This is a genomic window from Streptomyces sp. NPDC002817 (assembly GCF_053592055.1).
Genome location: NZ_JBSFUY010000002.1, coordinates 228,722 through 246,970 on the forward strand (window position 1 = coordinate 228,722; position 18,249 = coordinate 246,970).

Consider the following 18,249-nt stretch of genomic DNA (forward strand, 5'->3'; position numbering starts at 1 on the left):
GAGGATCCCGTCAGGTCCTCGAAGTCCTCGATGTTCAGCTCCCTGAAGAGCCGGAACTACCGGCTCTTCTTCGCCGGTCAGGTCGTCTCCAACACCGGCACCTGGATGCAGCGCATCGCCCAGGACTGGCTGGTCCTCAGCCTCACCGGCTCCTCGACCGCCGTCGGCGTCACGACCGCGCTCCAGTTCCTGCCGATGCTGCTCTTCGGGCTCTACGGCGGCGTCCTCGTCGACCGTCTGCCCAAGCGGCCCACGCTGCTGGTCACCCAGTCCGCGATGGCCGTCACAGGTCTGGCGCTCGCCTTCCTGACCCTCTCCGGGCATGTGGAGGTCTGGCACGTCTATCTGGCGGCCTTCGCCGTCGGACTCGCGACCGTCGTCGACAACCCGGCCCGTCAGACCTTCGTCTCCGAGATGGTCGGCCCCGACCAGCTGCAGAACGCGGTCAGCCTGAACTCCGCGAACTTCCAGTCCGCCCGTCTGGTGGGCCCCGCCGTCGCGGGCCTCATGATCACCGGCGTCGGCACCGGCTGGGCGTTCCTCGCCAACGGCCTGTCGTTCGTCGCGCCCATCGCGGGCCTGCTGCTGATGCGCACCCGCGACCTGCACGTCGTCGAGCGGGCCCCGCGCGGCAAGGGCCAGCTGCGGGAGGGACTCCACTACGTCGCGGGCCGCCCGGACCTGATCTGGACCATCGTCCTGGTCGGGTTCGTCAGCACCTTCGGCTTCAACTTCCCCGTCTACCTCTCGGCCTTCGCCGACGACGTCTTCCACGCGGGCGCCGGCTCCTACAGCCTCTTCAACACCCTGATGGCGGTCGGCTCCCTCGCAGGCGCCCTGCTCGCCGCCCGGCGCGGCACCGCCCGGATGCGGGTGCTGGTCGCGGGCGCGGTGGCCTTCGGCACGCTGGAGATAGTGGCCGCGCTCGCCCCGTCCCTGTGGCTCTTCGCCCTGCTCATGGTCCCGATCGGCATGTTCGGCATGACGGTCAACGTGACCGCCAACAGCAGCGTCCAGCTGAGCACCGACCCGGCGATGCGGGGCCGGGTGATGTCCCTCTACATGATGGTGTTCATGGGCGGCGCTCCCCTGGGCGCCCCGATCGCCGGCTGGATCACCGACGCGTACGGCGTCCGGGCGGGCCTCGCGGTCGGCGGTGTGATCGCCGCCTCGGCGGCCGTGACGATCGGTCTGTTCCTGGCCCGCGTCGGCAACCTGCGCCTGTCGGTGGGCTGGCACCACGGGCATCCGCGGGTGGGCCTGGTCCCACGGGAGCGGGAGCAGCTGGCGACGGCCGCGTAAGGGGTTCCGGCTGGTCGGCCCGGAGGGCCGGAGTGCCTCGACGCGACTCCCTCCCTCCGGGCCGACGGCTGTCCGGGCCACCCCGACTCCGCGTTCCCTGCCTGGTGACAGGCTGGCCTCATGAGACTCTTCGCCGCCGTGCTGCCCCCGCAGGAAGTCGCTCGGGAACTCGCCGCGGAGGTGGACGAGCTGAGGAGGCTCCCGGGCGCGGACGGACTGCGCTGGACGGGTCGGACCGGATGGCACTTCACGCTCGCGTTCTACGGCGAGGTGGCGGACGACGTCGTGGCGGACCTGTCGGCGAGGCTGGAGCGGGCGGCCGCGCGCACCGCTCCCTTCGAACTGGCGGTGCGGGGCGGCGGGCAGTTCGGGCACGGGCGGGCGCTGTGGGCGGGTGCCTCGGGCGATGTCCCGGCGCTGCGGCTGCTGGCGGACCGTGCGGAGGCGGCGGCCCGGAAGGCGGGAGTGCCGATGGGGGAGCACCGGCGGTACAAGGCCCACCTGACGGTGGCGCGCAGCCGGTCGGACGTGGACGTAGGGCCGTACGTCTCCGCGCTCGAGGGGTTCACGAGCCGTGTGTGGACCGTGGGCGAGCTGGCGCTGGTCCGCAGCGACCTGCCGAGGTCGGGGGTGCCGGGGGAGCAGCCGCGGTACGAGGTGGTCGCCCGGTGGGCGCTCGGCAGGGCCGGTTAGGCTCGGGGGGTGGACCCGAAGAGCCGTAACCGGATCATGGCCGTTGTGCTGGTGCTGATGTTTGTCGTGGTGGCGGTGGCGTCGGTGCTCGGCAGGTAGGTGCTGAGCGGGGAGCCCGGGGAACTGCGGCCGGCTTTCGGCTGCGGGCCGTGTGCGGCTGGTCGCGCAGTTCCCCGCGTCCCTAAGGGCGCCTCGCCTCGGGGCGTTACCAGGCGAAGGCCTCCGGCGACGGGCCCGGGCCCGGGAAGATCTCGTCCAGGCCGGTCAGCAGTTCCTCGCTCAGCTCCAGCTCGACGGCCCTGATCGCCGACGCGAGCTGTTCTGCCGTACGCGGGCCGACGATCGGGCCGGTCACGCCGGGGCGGGTGAGGAGCCAGGCCAGGGCGGCCTCGCCGGGTTCGATGCCGTGCTTCTCCAGGAGATCCTCGTACGACTGGATCTGGGCGCGGATGGTGGTGTTGGCGAGGGAGTCGGCGGCCCGGCCACTCGCCCGGCGCCCGCCCTCGACCTCCTTCTTGATGACACCGCCGAGCAGTCCGCCGTGCAGCGGCGACCACGGGATGACGCCGAGCCCGTACTCCTGCGCGGCAGGGATGACCTCCATCTCGGCGCGGCGCTCGGCGAGGTTGTAGAGGCACTGCTCGCTGACGAGCCCGATGGTGCCGCCGCGCCGGGCGGCGATCTCGTTGGCCTGGGCGATCTTGTACCCGGGGAAGTTGCTGGACCCCACGTAGAGGATCTTGCCCTGCTGGACGAGGACGTCGATCGCCTGCCAGATCTCCTCGAAGGGGGTGGCGCGGTCGACGTGATGGAACTGGTAGACGTCGATGTAGTCGGTCTGGAGCCGCTTGAGGCTCGCGTCCACCGCCCGCCGGATGTTGAGGGCGGACAGCTTGTCGTGGTTCGGCCAGGAGGGGCCGTCGCCGGCCATGTTGCCGTAGACCTTGGTGGCGAGGACGGTCTTGTCGCGATGCGTGGGGCTCTTCGCGAACCAGTTGCCGATGATCTCCTCGGTACGGCCCTTGTTCTCGCCCCAGCCGTACACGTTGGCGGTGTCGAAGAAGTTGATGCCCGCGTCGAGGGCCGAATCCATGATCGCGTGGGAGTCGGCCTCATCGGTCTGCGGGCCGAAGTTCATGGTGCCGAGGACGAGTCGGCTGACCTTGAGTCCGGTGCGTCCGAGCTGCGTGTACTTCATGACTCCCTAGCCAACGGCGTGGAGTGCGCTCTAGGCAAGGGTGATCTTGCGCCTTGAAGGAGTGACGGGCGGGTGCGGGACGTGGAGTACCCGACCCGCTTCCTGCCGCCCCCGCACACCGCGACGCCCTTCGTGGCAGAGGAGTTGTTGTGCGACGTCGTGGGCACTATGACCGGCAACGCACAGTGATGAGTCGGTCGGGGGGCGGGCTTGCCGGGAAGTCGGGCGTGGGCGGCGGTCGTGGTGGTGGTCGTGTGGGTGCTGTTCTGCCCCGGTTCCGCGCGTGCGGCGGATGCGGCGGACCCCGCGTGCGTGAGCGCCGGCCTCGCCGAAGCCAGGGTGTCGGCCAGTCTCGAACTCCTCCACGATGACCGTACGTACACGAAGATCGTCACCAGGCAAACCGTCGACGTACCCGGTGACTGGGTCTTCGCGGAGGCCCTGCTGCTCGGTCGGCACAGCCCCGCACACACCACCGCGATGGCCTGCCTCACCCGGCAGGCGACGGGCTGGCAGGACCCGTTGCGCTGGTGGGAGTGGCGCCCCGGTGCGCCGGAGGTCACGGCGGAGAAGGGCGGCCGTGTCCGAGTCGTCTACGAGGCCCATTCCTGGGTCAGTCAGTACGACAAGGACCTCGACGTGGGGATCTGGCGGCTGCGGGCCGGAGCCGGCACCTGGTCCGTGACGCTCCGGCCACCGCTCGCGCTGAGCGGTGCCCGGTGGGACAGGATCACGGTGGACCCGGCCGCACCCGGGGTCGAGAGCGCGCAGCCGTGGCCGACAGCCGTGGAGGACGGCTCCCGGCTGGTGTGGCGTCCCGAGAACCGCATGACGGGGTCGCGCTCGGCTCCCGCCGTGAACGTCGTCGTCAGGCCGTCCTGGCAGCGTCTGTGGGCCGCACAGAACGAGCGCCTGACCGCCCAGGGCCTCGGCTGGGCCGGCGGGTTGCTGTGGACGGTGACGACGTCCGCCCTGCTGCTGTGGGCGGCGGCCCGCTATCGTCCGCGCCGCCGCAGGCCGGATCCCGTCCTGCACAACCTCGAATGCTGGGCCGTCATCGCCGTCGCCCTCTTCGTGTTGACGTACACGGACGATCTGATCCATGAGTACGACGAGAGGCGCAGCGCATGGTGGTTCGAGGACGCGCTGCTGCGGGGACATGTCTTCGCACTGGCCACCGGGGCTCTGCTGCTCGCCTTCGCGAAACCGCCCCGGCGCGTCCGGGTCGTCGGTGCCTTGTCGGCGATCCCGCCCGCGGTGACCATGAGCCTGCCCAAGGAGTTCGACCTGTACCAGTGGTGGGACGACCAGCCGATGACGTCGGATCTGGCACTCGCCGCCGAGACGACGGCCTCGTGCTGTCTGATGGCCCTGACAGTTCTCGGATTCGTCGCCGTCGCGTGGCGGCTCGGCGTCGACGGGGAGCTCATCCCGAAGACCCGTAGAGGTGTTCCTTCCGGTGGGCAACCGAGGGCCCGTGAGCTGCGGTTGCGGATCGTCGTACCCGCCATCGCCCTGTGGACTGCCGTGGTGGCCCTCTGCTACGCGCTCACGGAGGAACGCAACTGGCAGCGCGCCTCCTGGCTCAGCGACCGTGGCGACCCCTGGTACGGGATCCAGCATCAGAACGACTTCGTCTGGGAGGCGATGTGGTCCGCCTCCAACGGCCAGGAGTGGATCCTCACCTACTCCTGGATTCTGACCGCCCTCGCCATGCTCGCCGTACTGCACACCAGGCGGGCCCCGAAGCACTCGCCCTTGGAGGACCCGGCGGACCGTCTGCTGTTCCTCGCGTTCTTTCCGGTCGCCGTGTCCATCAGCGGTGGCCGTCTCGCCAACTCACTCGTTGAGGCCCTCTGGATCCCCGTCTACATGCTGGCCCTGTACGCGGCGGTGGCCTCCTTCCGGAGCCTCGCTGTCCTGGAGCAACGCTTCGAGGTCTCCGAGTGGCCCCTCGCGGCGGCCGCCGCCGCCCGCCGCGAGCTGATGGAGAAGTCACGGGTCTACCGTGAGACCCACGCGGAGCTGCGCCGCCTGGACCAGGGCCTGTTCGGCGACGAGCCGCCCGAACGGCAGGTACTGGAAGGGCGGTTGGACGCTCTGCACGACTGGCCCGCGGGTGGACCACTGCCGTTCCCCGACCGTCTTCCCGCACAAGTGTCCGTGGTCGACGCGGCCTTGGCGCTGGGGCCGAGGAACACCTGGTGGGACAACGGCATCCGTGGTGTCCGCTGCGCGCTGGTCCCCGGCCTCCTCGCCGCCGTCCTCTCCACCTGGGTGGGCTTCGTCCGGGGAGAGGCCTGGCGGGACACCCTGCTGGATCTGTTCGGCCTGCCCGGCATGGCGCTCGGCATCGTCTACTGGCTGTCCACCTGGGTCGGCGGCGGGTTCTTCCTGGGGGCGCTGTGGCGGGTGCTGCCCGGGCGGCGCGGGGCGGTCAAAGCGATCCCGGTCGTGCTCGCCTTCGCTGTTCCGCTGGCTCTGGACGCGCTGTTCGGTTGGTTCACCCAGGAGGGCGTCGCCAACCTTGCGCTGTACGCCGCGACGATGCTGCTCGTCCTCACCGTCACGGGTATCGCGCTGGACCTGGACACCTTCCGCGGTGAACGCCGGTACTGGCAGAGCCGCCTGGGGCTGCTGCTGTCCATCTACCAGATGCGCTACTACTCCTTGCAGGTCGCCTACCTCATCGGCCAGCTCATCGCCGTGATCACGATCTGGCAGTTCTTCGCGGAACCCGCGGCGACACCACCCGCCGGCGGCAAGTGACCCCCTGCCCGTCTCGGTCGCGGGGGAACCCGTCGGTCTTGAGAGTGAGGCCGACCACTGTGTCGGTGAGGTCGACGGCGCTGCCGAAGTCGACCCTCGTCTCGGTGGCGTAGTCGCCTTCCTTGGGATCGGTGAAGACGTGGCAGCGGCCCTGATAGGGATCCGCGATGAGGTAGACGGGGATCTCGGCGGTGGCGCAGGCGATCCGCTTGGGGCCGTGGTCGTTGGCGGCGGTGCCTCGGGAGATCACCTCGGCGACGAACTCCAGGTCCTGGTGGGACCAGAGATTCTTGGAATTCTTCGTGGCACCCTCACGGACCTTCGCCACATCGGGAGCGTAGCCGTTCAAGGCGCCCGGAAAGTCGATGCGAACGTCTGAGAGGACGTGACGCGAACAGTTTGTCCAGCGTCAGCTCGTCGTCTTCCTCAGCCATCGCGATCCTGTCTTCAATGACGGTCATCGTGGCGTTCCTCCCCCCCTCGGGGATGAGGAGACGTAGGGCTCCCCGACCCCCCACCCCTGATGCATCGCCTCCGCGAAAGCCGCCGCGATCTTGTGTTCGCCGCTCGCGTTCGGGTGGGTGCCGTCGTAGGTGTCGTGGTTGATGTCGTACGACTCCGGCGGCGAGGCCAGCAGCAGGGGGGAGCGGGGCTCGTCCAGGTCGGCCACCGCCTTGGCCAGGAGTTCGTTGAAGAGGGTGACCTGGGTGCCGAAGGGCGGGTCGTCCTGGGCCCGGACGTTCGGGATGACCGGGAGCAGGACCATGCGGATGCGGGACTTCACCGCGCGCGCCTCCGCGACGAAGGCGCGGACGTTCTCCGCCGTCTGTTCCGCGTTCGTGTAGAAGCCCAGGTCGATGAGGCCCAGCGACACCAGCAGGACGTCGGCCCGGCAGGAGCGGACCGCGTCACCGATCAGCGGAGCCATGTGCAGCCACCCCTCGCCCCAGCCGGCGAGGTGGGCGCGGGGGAAGTCCGGGTCGGCGTACTCGTACGACGTGGGGGTGTCCGTCGCCTTGTCGTGGAGAGCCTCCCGCGGGCCGACGAGGGCGAAGGGGCGGCCGTGGGTGTCGCGCAGGTGCTGCCACATCCGGTAACGCCATGTGTGTTCGCCCGCGCTTCCGATCGTCATGGAGTCGCCGACGGGCATGAACCTGAGCATCCGCTCATGATGAACGATCAGCGGGAGCGGTGGGGTGTGAGGCCGGACACGTGAACGCCCCGCGGGGGATGGCAAGCTTGGGCTCATGCGCGCGCTACTCGGTGTCGTCGGAGCCACTGCCCTGCTCGTTCTCACGGGCGCGAGCCCCGCGACCGCCGCCGACGGGGACGGCGACAACGGGTTCACCATCAAGGACTCCCGCATCATCGAGTCCAGCGGCCTCGCCGCCTCCCGCCAGCACCCCGGCATCTACTGGACCCACAACGACCAGGACAGCGGCAGCTATCTCTACGCCGTCGACAGCAGCACCGGCGAGACCGTCGCGCGGATCACCCTGAGCGGGGTGGGGCAGCAGCGGGACGTCGAGGCCGTCGCCATCGGCCCGGACAACCAGATCTACGTCGGTGACATCGGCGACAACGACGGCGTGACCTGGCCGTATGTCTGGATCTACCAGCTGCCGGAGCCGAAGAACCTCACCGACCAGACCATCCGCGCCAAGCAGTACGTCGTGAAGTACTCCGACGGCTCCCGTGACGCCGAGTCGATGATCGTCCACCCCAGGACCGGGCGCGTGTACATCATCGACAAGCAGGAGGACGGCGGGCATCTCTACGAAGGGCCCGCCAAGCTCTCCACCTCCGGCGCCAACGTCTTCAAGCCCGTCGCCCCCGTCGATCTGTGGGCCACCGACGCCGCCTTCTCGCCCGACGGGCAACAGCTCGCCGTACGCGGCTACTTCGGCGGTATCTGGTACGACTGGAACGGCGGCGACATCAAGCGGGAGGGCCGGCTCGACGTGCCCCTCCAGGGGCAGGGGGAGTCCGTCACGTACTCCGTCGACGGGACCAAGCTCATGTACGGCAGCGAGGGCTCCGGGAGTTCCGTGGAGGCCGAGGACGCGCCCGGCGACAGCGGGTCCAAGTCGCCCTCCGGCAGCGGGAGTTCGGCGCAGTCCGAGGACGGCGGCGACGGCGGCGGCAACAGCGACGTCAAGGTCGGTGCCTTCGCCGTGGCCGTCGTCGTCGCCGCCGTCCTCGGCTTCCGGCGACTGCTGCGCCGAAGGTGAACTACCGCGCCCAGTGACCCCGGATGTGCTCGTCCACCGCGCGCGTCCACGCCTCACGGTCGAGGTCCTTGGCGGACAGCGTCACCGGCGGATAGCCGCCCGGGTGCACGTCCAACTCGTCGTGGCGGGTGATGAGCACGGTCTCCAGCTCCCCCCTGCCCGGCCCGTAGGACGAGGGGAAGTGGAAGTCCAGCTCCTGCCAGTACGGGGCGGTACGGCGGTCCCGCATCCGCTCGGGCCAGGGCTGGGCCATCACCTTGACCTCCGACTCGTGGAAGCGGAAGCCGAGCTCCCCGTAGATCTCGAAGAGCAGGTCCTGCGCGGCCAGCGCGTGCACCTCGATCTCGTCGAAGTCGCCGCGGTCCACCGCGCCGTCGACGGCGAGCTCGGTACGGACGGCGACCCGGCTGCCCGCCAGCCGGACACCGTTCGCGTGCGTGAGCGGCATCTCCCACGGCACGTCGAGCGACACGGCCAGGTGCAGGGTCTCCCCGGCCGGCAGCGGGAAGGACTGGGCCGGTGAGACCGTGATGACGTACGGGTTGTTCCAGGCCGCCGAGCCGTCCGCCTCCATGTCCTCGGCGCGGACGACGAGTTCGAGGCGCAGTCGCTCGACGTGCAGGTCCACGGCCCCGCCCTGCACGGTGACCGTGCACTCGAGGGGTGCGCCAGGCTGGACGCGGGCCGTCCTGACGGCCGTGTCGACGGACGGCGCGCCGGAGCCGAGTGTGCGCAGGAACGTACGGAGTGCCATGTGCGGGTTCCCCTCCCTGGCGGCTCACCGCGAACCGCCCGGTGGAGCGTACGACGAAGATCAGTTGCCGGCGCCGCGCCGTGACACGATCACTTCCAGGCCGTCGAGGATCCGTTGCAGACCGAACTCGAAGTGGTCGAAGTCGGTGCCGAACGCGTCGTCCGAGAGGGCGGCCAGCACCGGGTAGCGGCCCGTCGCCATGACCTTCTCCAGCGTCGGCACCTGCGCCTGCCAGAACTCCGCGTCCGTCAGGCCCGTGCGGCGCTCCACCTCCTGCGCGTACAGCTGGGTGCGGGCGGCGCCGACGACGTAACCGTCGATCATGACGATCGCCGAGACCAGCTCGGGGTCGGTCAGGCCCATCGGTTTGATGAGGGTGAGGACCTTCTCCATGCCGTCCAGGGCGCTCGGGCCGAGGATCGGGCGGGACTGGTTGACCTGGATCAGCCAGGGGTGCCGGCGGTAGAGGGCGAGGGTCGCGCGGCCCATGGCCTCCAGGGCCGAGCGCCAGGTGCCGTCGCCGAGGTCGGCCGGGTTCTCGGACGGCCTCTGCACCCGGTCCAGCATCAGGTCGAGCAGCTCGGCCTTGCCCGGGACGTACCGGTACAGCGACATCGCGCCGGTGCCGAGCTCGCCGGCGACGCGGCGCATCGACACCGCGTCCAGACCGTCGGCGTCCGCCACCTGGACGGCCGCTTCCACGATCCGGTCCAGGGTCAGGGCCGGTTTGGGCCCGCGGCTGGGGCGCCGGCCCGTGTCCCACAGCAGCTCAAGGGTGCGGACGATGTCTCCGCCGCCGCTGGTCTCCGAACTGCTCGTCATGGGTGCAGCTTAGTTCCCCGAAAATTAATTGGGTACGACGTACGCGCAATCGGGTACGGTGTACTCAGTTAAGGAGACCAAGGGGGAACCCATGACCGACGGATACGCGGTGCGCGCCGAGGCACTGGAGAAGCGGTACGGCGAGAAGCGCGCCCTCGACGGATTCGACCTGGCCGTCCGCGAGGGCACGGTGCACGGACTGCTCGGACCGAACGGCGCAGGCAAGACCACGGCCGTCCGCATCCTGGCCACGCTCCTGCGGCTGGACGGCGGACATGCGACCGTGGCCGGCCTGGACGTGGCCCGGCACTCGCGCGAGGTGCGCGCCCGCATCGGGCTGACCGGGCAGTACGCGGCCGTGGACGAGGTGCTCACCGGCCGGCAGAACCTGGAGATGTTCGGCCGGCTCTTCCACCTCGGCGGCAGGCGGGCCAAGGCGCGCGCCACCGAGCTGCTGGAGCAGTTCGACCTCACCGACGCCGCGGACAAGGGCGTCGGCAAGTACAGCGGCGGCATGCGGCGCCGCCTCGACCTCGCCGCCTCGATGATCCTCGCCCCGGCCGTCCTCTTCCTGGACGAGCCGACCACCGGGCTCGACCCCCGCAGCCGGGGCGAAGTCTGGGACTCGGTGCGGGCGTTGGTGGCGAGCGGCACCACCGTGCTGCTGACCACGCAGTATCTGGAGGAGGCCGACAAGCTGGCCTCCCGCATCACCGTCATCGACCAGGGGCGCTCCATCGCCGACGACACCCCGGACGGACTGAAGAGCAGGGTCGGCGGCGACCGTATCGAGGTCGTGGTCGCCGAACGGGCCGACATCCCACAGGTGGTGAAGGTCGTCGCCCGCGTCTCGGACGGCGAACCCGAGGCGGAGGAAGGCGAGTTGCGCGTCCACGCCCCGGTCGTCGACCGCGTCTCGGCGCTCACCGAGGTGGCCCGCACCCTCCAGGACGAGGGCGTCCGCGTCGAGGACATCGGGCTGCGCAGGCCCAGCCTCGACGACGTGTTCCTGCGCCTGACCGGACACCGCACGGAGAAGGAGGAGTCAGCCGCATGAGCACCGTCGACCCGACCGGCCCGGCCACCCGCGGCCGCGCCTACTGGATCCTCGCCGACGTCTGGAACATCGTCCGCCGAGGCCTCACCCACTACCAGCGCCAGCCCATCAACATCGCCTGGCAGCTGGGCTTCCCGATCCTCTCCGTCCTCCTCTACGGCTATGTCTTCGGCAGCGCCATGCAGGTGCCCGGCGGCGGGGACTACAAGGACTTCCTGATGCCCGGGATGTTCGTGATGACGATGGCGTTCGGCTTCATCAACACCGCGACGCTCGTGGTGTACGACGCCACGAAGGGCGTGATCGACCGGTTCCGCTCCATGCCGATGGCGTCCTCGGCGGTCGTGGCCGGGCGCGGGGTCACCGATCTGCTGGTCGCCTGCGCCGAGTTGGCCATCATGATGCTGACCGCGATCGCCATGGGCTGGCGGCCGGACGGGGGTCTGGGCTTCCTCGCCGCGTTCGGGCTGCTGCTGTGGCTGCGGTTCTCGCTGATCTGGATCGGTGTGTGGCTGGGGCTGATCGTGCCCAACCCGGAGGCGGCGGGCGGGCTGTTCGCGGTGGCCTTCCCTCTCACGATGATCTCCAGCATCTTCGTCGCACCCCAGCTGATGCCCGACTGGCTCGGCGCGGTGGCCTCCTGGAACCCGATCTCCTCCACGGCCGCCGCCACCCGCGACCTGTTCGGCACCCCGGTCGGCGGCGGGGACTCCTGGGTCGAGCAGCACGCGCTGCTCATGGCGTACGTGTGGCCCGTGATCCTGACGGCGGTCTTCCTGCCCCTGGCGGTGCGTCGCTTCCAGAAGCTCAGCCGCTGATCCGGCTGGGGGCCCGGGGGGCGTCCCCCAGGAGACGCAGCTTGGCGTCGGCGGTGCGCGGGTTGGTGGTTCCAGAAGCTCAGTCGTTGACTTGCTCCTCGGGCTTCAGCCCGAGGATTCCGGCCTTCCCGACTCGATCCCGTGCCGTTACGCGGCACGGGATCGAGTCGGGAATCCGTGGCTTCCTGTTTCTGCACGCTGTGCCGGGGCTGCTCCTGGTCCTACCGGCGCTCCGCAGGCCGATACCGCCGGTCCGGCGGCCGTCTCGATGTTGAGTGCGGCGTTGGTGTCCCGGTCGTGGACGGTGCCGCAGGCGGTACAGGTCCACTCCCGGACGTCCAGGGGCTTGGGTCCGTCCTTGACGCCGCAGGTCCGACATCTCACGCCCGCCGATGATCGCCGTGCGCGTGTGGTGCGGGCCGGGAAGGAGACGGGCGAGGATGCTCCGCTCCGGCACCCCAGAGACCGCACCACCCTGCTCCGCAGGGCAGGGCAGCGCGACACTCCGCGTGGCGAACGTGCGATTCGCCTCATCATCGGGTTGAAGCCCGATGCGCTACGAATGAACTCCCGTAGCGTCCAGTGTCTTGACGTGTCCATGTGACCTGACTTCCATGGGAGGTGCGGGTGTGGGAGCGCTCCCAGCCAGTTCCGGGCCCGCGCCTCCCGAGAGGAAGCAGCGACATGTTCCGCAGCTTGCGAAGAGCGCTGTGTGCGGTGGCCGCGGCCCTTCTTTTACCGCTGGGTGCCCAGACGGCGCAGACCGCCCAGGCCGCCGAGGCCGCGGCCGGCGCCGGTTACTGGCACACCAGCGGCCGCCAGATCCTGGACGAGGCCGGGCAGCCGGTCCGAATCGCCGGCATCAACTGGTTCGGCTTCGAGACCGGCAACTACGTGCTCCACGGCCTCTGGTCACGCGACTACAAGAGCATGATCGACCAGATGAAGACGCTGGGCTACAACACGATCCGCATCCCGTTCAGCGACGACATCTTCAAGTCGGGGACCGTCCCCAACAGCATCGACTTCTCCAGCGGCAAGAACGCCGACCTGCAAGGACTCAACTCCCTCCAGATCCTGGACAAGATCGTCTCGTACGCCGGTCAGGACGGCCTCAAGGTCATCCTCGACCGGCACCGCCCGGACGCCGGCGGCCAGTCGGCGCTCTGGTACACCTCGGCGGTCCCGGAGTCGACCTGGATCGCCAACCTTCGTGCGCTGGCGACCCGTTACCTCGGCCAGGACACCGTCGTGGGCATCGACCTCCACAACGAGCCCCACGATCCCGCCTGCTGGGGCTGCGGTGACACGACGAGGGACTGGCGCCTGGCCGCCCAGCGGGCCGGCAACGCGATCCTCGCCGTCAACCCCGAGCTGCTGATCTTCGTCGAGGGCGTCCAGACGTACAACGGCGTCTCCGGCTGGTGGGGCGGCAACCTGATGGGAGTGGCAGACCACCCGGTCCAGCTGAACGTGGCGAACCGGGTCGTCTACTCGGCGCACGACTACGCCACGTCCGTGGCCCAGCAGAGCTGGTTCAGCGATCCCGCCTTCCCCGCCAACATGCCCGGTATCTGGGACAAGTACTGGGGCTACATCTTCAAGCAGAACATCGCGCCCGTGTGGGTGGGCGAGTTCGGCACGACCCTCCAGTCGACCGTGGACCAGCGGTGGCTGGCCGCGCTGGTGGACTATCTGCGGCCGACGTCGACGTACGGCTCGGACTCCTTCCACTGGACCTTCTGGTCCTGGAACCCCAACTCCGGTGACACGGGCGGGATCCTCAAGGACGACTGGCAGACCGTGGACACCGTGAAGGACGGCTACCTGGCGAGCGTCAAGGCGCCGGGCTTCCCGGCCGGCGGCGGCGACCCCGGTGATCCGGGCGACCCCGGCGGCGGTACGGCGGCCTGCACCGCGGCCTACACCATCAGCAGCGACTGGGGCGGCGGCTTCAACGCCGAGGTGAAGGTGACCAACACCGGTACGACCGCGATCAGTTCGTGGAAGGTGACCTGGACCTGGAGCGGCTCGCAGCGGGTGACGAGCATGTGGAACGCGTCGTACACGCAGACCGGGTCGACCGTGACCGCGTCCAACGCCGCGCACAACGGCTCGGTCGCCGCGGGCGGTTCGGCGAGCTTCGGGTTCGGCGGGGCGCCCGGGGGCGGGGGTGTGCCGAGTGTGAGCTGTACGGCCGCATAGGGGAAGGGCCGTATGCGAGAAGGGCGCCCGGGTGTTCACCCGGGCGCCCTTCGTCGTCGTACGACCTCAGGTGACTACAGCTTCTCGATCACGTGGTCGATGCACTTCGTCAGCGCCTCGACGTCCGCCGGGTCGATCGCCGGGAACATGGCGACGCGGAGCTGGTTGCGGCCGAGCTTGCGGTAGGGCTCGGTGTCGACGATGCCGTTGGCGCGCAGGACCTTGGCGACCGCGGCGGCGTCGATCTCGTCGGAGAAGTCGATCGTGCCGATGACCTGGGAGCGCTTGGCGGCGTCGGCGACGAACGGGCTCGCGTACTTGCTCTCCTCGGCCCAGCCGTAGAGGCGGGTCGACGAGTCCTTCGTACGGCCCGTGGACCAGGAGAGACCGCCCTGGCCGTTGAACCACTCCAGCTGCTGGTTGAGCAGGAAGAGGGTGGCGAGGGCCGGGGTGTTGTACGTCTGGTTCTTGCGGGAGTTGTCGATCGCCGTGGGGAGCGAGAAGAACTCCGGCACGTGGCGGCCGCTCGCGTGGACGCGCTCGGCGCGCTCGATCGCGGCGGGGGAGAAGACGGCGATCCACAGGCCGCCGTCGGAGGCGAAGGACTTCTGCGGGGCGAAGTAGTAGACGTCGGTCTCGGCGATGTCGACGGGCAGACCGCCGGCGCCGCTCGTCGCGTCCACGAGGACCAGGGCGCCCTCGTCGGCACCGGCCACGCGCTTGACGGGGGCGGCGACACCGGTGGAGGTCTCGTTGTGCGTGAGGGCGTACACGTCGACGCCCGCCTCGGCCTGCGGCTCCGGGTGGGTGCCCGGGTCGCTCGCGATGACCGTGGGCTCGGCCAGCCAGGGGGCGAGCTTGGCGGCCTTGGCGAACTTCGAGCTGAACTCGCCGAAGTTCAGGTGCTGGGACTTGTTCTCGATCAGGCCGTGGGTCGCCACGTCCCAGAACGCGGTCGAACCGCCGTTGCCGAGGACGACCTCGTACCCCTCGGGCAGGGAGAACAGTGCACTGATGCCCTCACGCACCTGGCCGACCAGGTTCTTGACCGGGGCCTGGCGGTGTGAGGTGCCCAGCAGGGACGTACCGGTTGCGGCCAGCGCGTCCAGCGCTTCCGTCCGCACCTTGGAGGGGCCCGCGCCGAATCGACCGTCGGCGGGCTTGATGTCAGCGGGAATCTGGATCTCAGCCACGGAGTGAGGTTAGCCGGTGCGGGAAACCTGGTCGAAACGCAGTCCGTCGGCTGAGACGCGGCGTTTGGTTTGCTGGACCCATGACGGATCTAGAGGCCGCTCTGCGTGAAGCCGTCCAGGGTGACGTCCGCTTCGACGTCACCTCCCGCGCGCTGACCACCATGGACGCGTCCAACTACCGGCGGGTCCCGCTCGGTGTCGTGGCCCCACGCCACGCCGATGACGTCGCCGCCGTCCTCGCCGTGTGCCGGGAGCACGCGGTACCGGTCGTCGCGCGGGGCGGCGGCACCTCCATCGCCGGGCAGGCGACCGGCGCCGGGGTGGTGCTGGACTTCACCCGGCACATGAACCGGCTGCTCTCCCTCGACCCCCTGACGCGCACCGCCGTCGTACAGCCCGGTCTCGTCCTCGACCGGCTCCAGGAGGCCGCCGCCCCGCACGGGCTGCGATTCGGCCCCGACCCCTCCACCCACAGCCGGTGCACGCTCGGCGGGATGATCGGGAACAACTCGTGCGGCTCGCACTCGGTGGCGTGGGGGACGACCGCGGACAGTGTGCGGGAGCTGGACGTGGTCACCGCGCGCGGGCGGCGGTCGCGGCTGGGCCAGGGGTGGGCGGGGGCGCCGGAGGGGCTGCGGGAGCTGGTGGAGGGGGACCTGGCGCGGCTGCGGACCGGTTTCCCCGAGCTGCCCCGCCGGATCTCCGGGTATGCGCTGGACGCGCTGCTGCCGGAGCGGGACGCGGATGTCGCCCGGTCCTTCTGCGGGAGCGAGGGCACGCTGGGGATCCTCACCGAAGCCGTCGTACGACTTGTCGAGTCACCACGCGCGCGTGCCCTCGCGGTGCTGGGATACCCGGACGAGGGCGCGGCCGCCGAGGCCGCGGCCGGACTGCTGCCGCACGGCCCGCTGACGGTGGAGGGCATGGCAGCCGACCTGGTGCCCGCGGCGGTCGCGCTGCCCCGTGGCGGGGCGTGGCTGTTCGTGGAGACGGGTGGCGACACGCAGGCCGAGGCACGCGCGCGTGCGGAGACGATCGTGCGGGCCGCCGATGTCATGGACGCGGTGGTCGTGACGGACCCGGCCGGTCAGCGGGCCCTGTGGCGTATCCGCGAGGACGCCAGCGGTACGGCGACCCGGATGCCGGACGGCTCGGAGGCCTGGCCCGGCTGGGAGGACTGCGCGGTGCCGCCGGCCCGGCTGGGCGCGTATCTGCGGGACTTCAGGGGGCTGCTGGGCGAGCACGGGCTGCGCGGGACGCCGTACGGCCATTTCGGGGACGGCTGCATCCACGTCCGTATCGACTTCGATCTGCTGACGGACGCGGGGGTCGGCCGCTTCCGGCGTTTCTCGGAGGAGCTCGCCGACCTGGTCGCGGCGCACGGCGGCTCACTGTCCGGCGAGCACGGGGACGGGCAGGCGCGGGCGGAGCTGCTGCCCCGGATGTACGGCGCGGAGCTGGTGGGGCTCTTCGAGCGGGCGAAGGGCGTGTGGGACCCGGACGGCCTGCTGAACCCCGGGATGCTGGTGCGCCCGGCACCGCTGGACTCGAACCTCCGCTTCTCCGTCCTGCCCCGCGAGCCGGTCGACGTGGCCTTCGGCTACCCCGCCGACGGCGGTGACTTCTCCTCGGCGGTGCGCAGGTGCGTCGGTGTGGCGAAGTGCCGTACGACGTCCGCGCCCGGGTCCTCCGTCATGTGCCCGTCCTTCCGCGCGACCGGCGAGGAGGAGCACTCCACGCGCGGGCGGGCCCGGCTGCTGCACGAGATGCTCGCGGGTGAACTGGTCACCGACGGCTGGCGGTCCGAGGAGGTACGGGACGCGCTGGATCTGTGCCTGTCCTGCAAGGGCTGCCGGTCGGACTGCCCGGTCGGGGTCGACATGGCCACGTACAAGGCGGAGTTCCTGCACCACCACTACGAGGGGCGGCGCCGTCCGGCCGCGCACTACGCGATGGGGTGGCTGCCGGTGTGGCTGCGGGCGGTGGCGCTTACGCGTGCGGCACGGGTGGTGAACGGCCTGGCTGCGGTGCGGCCGCTGGCGGCCGTCGCGAAGAGGCTCGGCGGGCTCGCTCCCGAGCGGGACATTCCGCGGGTGGCGACCAGCACGTTCAGCCGGTCGTTCGGGCCGCGGGGTGACGGGCCGCGCGGAAGGGTCGTGCTGTGGCCGGACACCTTCACCGAGCATCTGTCGCCCGAGGTGGGGCGGGCGGCGGTGCGGGTCCTGGCGGCGGCGGGGATCGGGACCGTGCTGCCGCCGACCCTGCGCACGGCGTCCGAGGGTTTCCATCCGTTCGCGGCGCGCCGCGGCCGGGTCTGCTGCGGTCTGACGTACGTCTCCACGGGCCAGCTCGACCGTGCCCGTACGGTGCTCCGCCGCACCCTCGACCTGATGGCACCGGTACTGGAGACGGACCTCCTGGTGGTGGTCCTTGAACCGAGCTGCGCGGCGGCACTCCGCACGGACCTGCCGGAACTGCTCCACGACGACGAGCGGGCCGCGCGCCTTGCCTCGCGGGTGGTGACCTTCGCGGAGGCGCTGGAGCGCCTGGCGCCGGATTGGCGGCCGCCCCGCGTGGACCGTCCGGTGGTCGGCCAGACCCACTGCCACCAGCACGCGGTCCTCGGTGACGCGGCCGAGCGGCGGCTGCGGGAAGCCGCGGGCCTGACCGGTGAGCCGGCGGGTGGCTGCTGCGGCCTCGCGGGCAACTTCGGCTTCGAGAAAGGCCACTTCGAGGTGTCGCGGGCCTGCGCCGAGGAGCAACTCCTGCCGGCGGTACGGGGAGCGGCCGACGGGACAGTGGTCCTGGCGGACGGCTTCTCCTGCCGGACCCAGCTGGAGCAGCTGGCGGGGGTGCGGGGGCGGCATCTGGCGGAGGTGCTGGCGGAGGGGTTGGGGGAGTGAGGGTCGCTGAAGCAACTCCTAGGTATTCCAAGGTTATTCACAGCGCCCCTTTGCTTTCCCTTTCGCTCCTCTTGATTCGGGCCGTGTAACTTCATCGCTGTCGGGAATTCCTCGCACCACCCGAAGCGTCATCTGAACGGCAATGAATCAATAGGAGTTGGCATGAGCTTCAAGAAGCTTGCCCCGCTGCCCCCCAAGCCCAAGTCGAAGCTTCTTCCGCCGCCGCCGAAGCCGAAGAAGAAGCACCAGCCGAAGCCGCTGCCCAAGCCGTTCGGCGACGAGAGCTGATTCGGTAATAGGAAAG

At 70.4% G+C, this 18,249-nt stretch carries 15 protein-coding genes and 1 pseudogene; 9 read left to right on the forward strand and 7 right to left on the reverse strand.

From position 1 onward, the window contains the following. Positions 1 to 30: 30 nt before the first annotated feature. Together ACWD3I_RS04065 and thpR are read left to right on the forward strand one after the other, a co-directional pair. Positions 31 to 1,302: an MFS transporter gene (locus tag ACWD3I_RS04065; RefSeq protein WP_365396936.1), complete on the forward strand. Its 1,272-nt coding sequence runs from the start codon at positions 31 to 33 to the stop codon at positions 1,300 to 1,302. Between the two features lie 120 nt (positions 1,303 to 1,422). Beyond that, positions 1,423 to 1,995: an RNA 2',3'-cyclic phosphodiesterase gene (gene thpR / locus ACWD3I_RS04070; RefSeq protein ID WP_365396933.1), complete on the forward strand. Its 573-nt coding sequence runs from the start codon at positions 1,423 to 1,425 to the stop codon at positions 1,993 to 1,995. 205 nt (positions 1,996 to 2,200) lie between these two features. On the opposite strand, the gene ACWD3I_RS04075 is transcribed toward thpR, so the two are convergent. Next, a complete protein-coding gene (locus ACWD3I_RS04075; RefSeq protein WP_365396930.1) occupies positions 2,201 to 3,193 on the reverse strand; it encodes an aldo/keto reductase in 993 nt (330 codons plus the stop codon). Between the two features lie 210 nt (positions 3,194 to 3,403). On the opposite strand from ACWD3I_RS04075, the gene ACWD3I_RS04080 reads away from it, so the two are divergent. Next, positions 3,404 to 5,962, forward strand: coding sequence for a DUF6185 family protein (locus tag ACWD3I_RS04080; RefSeq protein WP_365396927.1), 2,559 nt, complete (start codon positions 3,404 to 3,406; stop codon positions 5,960 to 5,962). On the opposite strand, the gene ACWD3I_RS04085 is transcribed toward ACWD3I_RS04080, so the two are convergent. Both ACWD3I_RS04085 and ACWD3I_RS04090 read right to left on the reverse strand, forming a co-directional pair. Next, entirely contained in the window at positions 5,904 to 6,311 is a 408-nt protein-coding gene (locus ACWD3I_RS04085) for a Uma2 family endonuclease (RefSeq protein WP_365396924.1), read from the reverse strand. The two genes, ACWD3I_RS04080 and ACWD3I_RS04085, sit on opposite strands and share 59 nt — an antisense overlap. Positions 6,312 to 6,419: 108 nt before the next feature. Then, positions 6,420 to 7,124, reverse strand: a complete 705-nt coding sequence (locus tag ACWD3I_RS04090) for an SGNH/GDSL hydrolase family protein (protein ID WP_365396921.1) — start codon at positions 7,122 to 7,124, stop codon at positions 6,420 to 6,422. An 85-nt stretch (positions 7,125 to 7,209) separates the two neighbouring features. Between ACWD3I_RS04090 and ACWD3I_RS04095 the strand changes: the two genes are divergently transcribed. Beyond that, positions 7,210 to 8,193 (forward strand): TolB-like translocation protein, encoded by a 984-nt coding sequence (locus ACWD3I_RS04095; RefSeq protein ID WP_365396918.1) that lies wholly within the window; start codon positions 7,210 to 7,212, stop codon positions 8,191 to 8,193. 1 nt (position 8,194) lies between these two features. Here ACWD3I_RS04095 and ACWD3I_RS04100 read toward each other — a convergent pair whose 3' ends face one another. After that, on the reverse strand, positions 8,195 to 8,947 hold the full coding sequence (locus ACWD3I_RS04100; RefSeq protein WP_365396915.1) for a sporulation protein: 753 nt from the start codon (positions 8,945 to 8,947) through the stop codon (positions 8,195 to 8,197). A gap of 60 nt (positions 8,948 to 9,007) precedes the next feature. Then, positions 9,008 to 9,769 carry a TetR/AcrR family transcriptional regulator gene (locus ACWD3I_RS04105; protein ID WP_365396912.1) on the reverse strand — a complete coding sequence of 254 codons (762 nt, stop codon included), beginning with the start codon at positions 9,767 to 9,769 and terminating at the stop codon, positions 9,008 to 9,010. A gap of 91 nt (positions 9,770 to 9,860) precedes the next feature. On the opposite strand from ACWD3I_RS04105, the gene ACWD3I_RS04110 reads away from it, so the two are divergent. Together ACWD3I_RS04110 and ACWD3I_RS04115 are read left to right on the forward strand one after the other, a co-directional pair. Beyond that, entirely contained in the window at positions 9,861 to 10,826 is a 966-nt protein-coding gene (locus ACWD3I_RS04110; protein ID WP_365396909.1) for an ATP-binding cassette domain-containing protein, read from the forward strand. Beyond that, a complete protein-coding gene (locus tag ACWD3I_RS04115) occupies positions 10,823 to 11,644 on the forward strand; it encodes an ABC transporter permease (protein WP_365396906.1) in 822 nt (273 codons plus the stop codon). The genes ACWD3I_RS04110 and ACWD3I_RS04115 overlap by 4 nt, the downstream gene beginning before the upstream one ends. Positions 11,645 to 11,791: 147 nt before the next feature. On the opposite strand, the pseudogene ACWD3I_RS04120 reads toward ACWD3I_RS04115, so the two are convergent. Continuing rightward, a pseudogene (locus tag ACWD3I_RS04120) lies at positions 11,792 to 12,022 on the reverse strand (zinc ribbon domain-containing protein); the annotation flags it as partial. A 306-nt stretch (positions 12,023 to 12,328) separates the two neighbouring features. Between ACWD3I_RS04120 and ACWD3I_RS04125 the strand changes: the two are divergent. Then, on the forward strand, positions 12,329 to 13,849 hold the full coding sequence (locus tag ACWD3I_RS04125; RefSeq protein WP_365414224.1) for a cellulase family glycosylhydrolase: 1,521 nt from the start codon (positions 12,329 to 12,331) through the stop codon (positions 13,847 to 13,849). 74 nt (positions 13,850 to 13,923) lie between these two features. Here ACWD3I_RS04125 and serC read toward each other — a convergent pair whose 3' ends face one another. Continuing rightward, positions 13,924 to 15,042, reverse strand: a complete 1,119-nt coding sequence (gene serC, locus ACWD3I_RS04130; protein WP_365408462.1) for a phosphoserine transaminase — start codon at positions 15,040 to 15,042, stop codon at positions 13,924 to 13,926. Positions 15,043 to 15,122: 80 nt separating this feature from the next. Here serC and ACWD3I_RS04135 point away from each other — a divergent pair, with 80 nt between their 5' ends. Both ACWD3I_RS04135 and ACWD3I_RS04140 read left to right on the forward strand, forming a co-directional pair. Further along, positions 15,123 to 17,945 (forward strand): FAD-binding and (Fe-S)-binding domain-containing protein, encoded by a 2,823-nt coding sequence (locus ACWD3I_RS04135; RefSeq protein ID WP_365408465.1) that lies wholly within the window; start codon positions 15,123 to 15,125, stop codon positions 17,943 to 17,945. Positions 17,946 to 18,107: 162 nt separating this feature from the next. Next, positions 18,108 to 18,233, forward strand: coding sequence for a hypothetical protein (locus ACWD3I_RS04140; RefSeq protein ID WP_365408468.1), 126 nt, complete (start codon positions 18,108 to 18,110; stop codon positions 18,231 to 18,233). Positions 18,234 to 18,249: the final 16 nt, after the last annotated feature.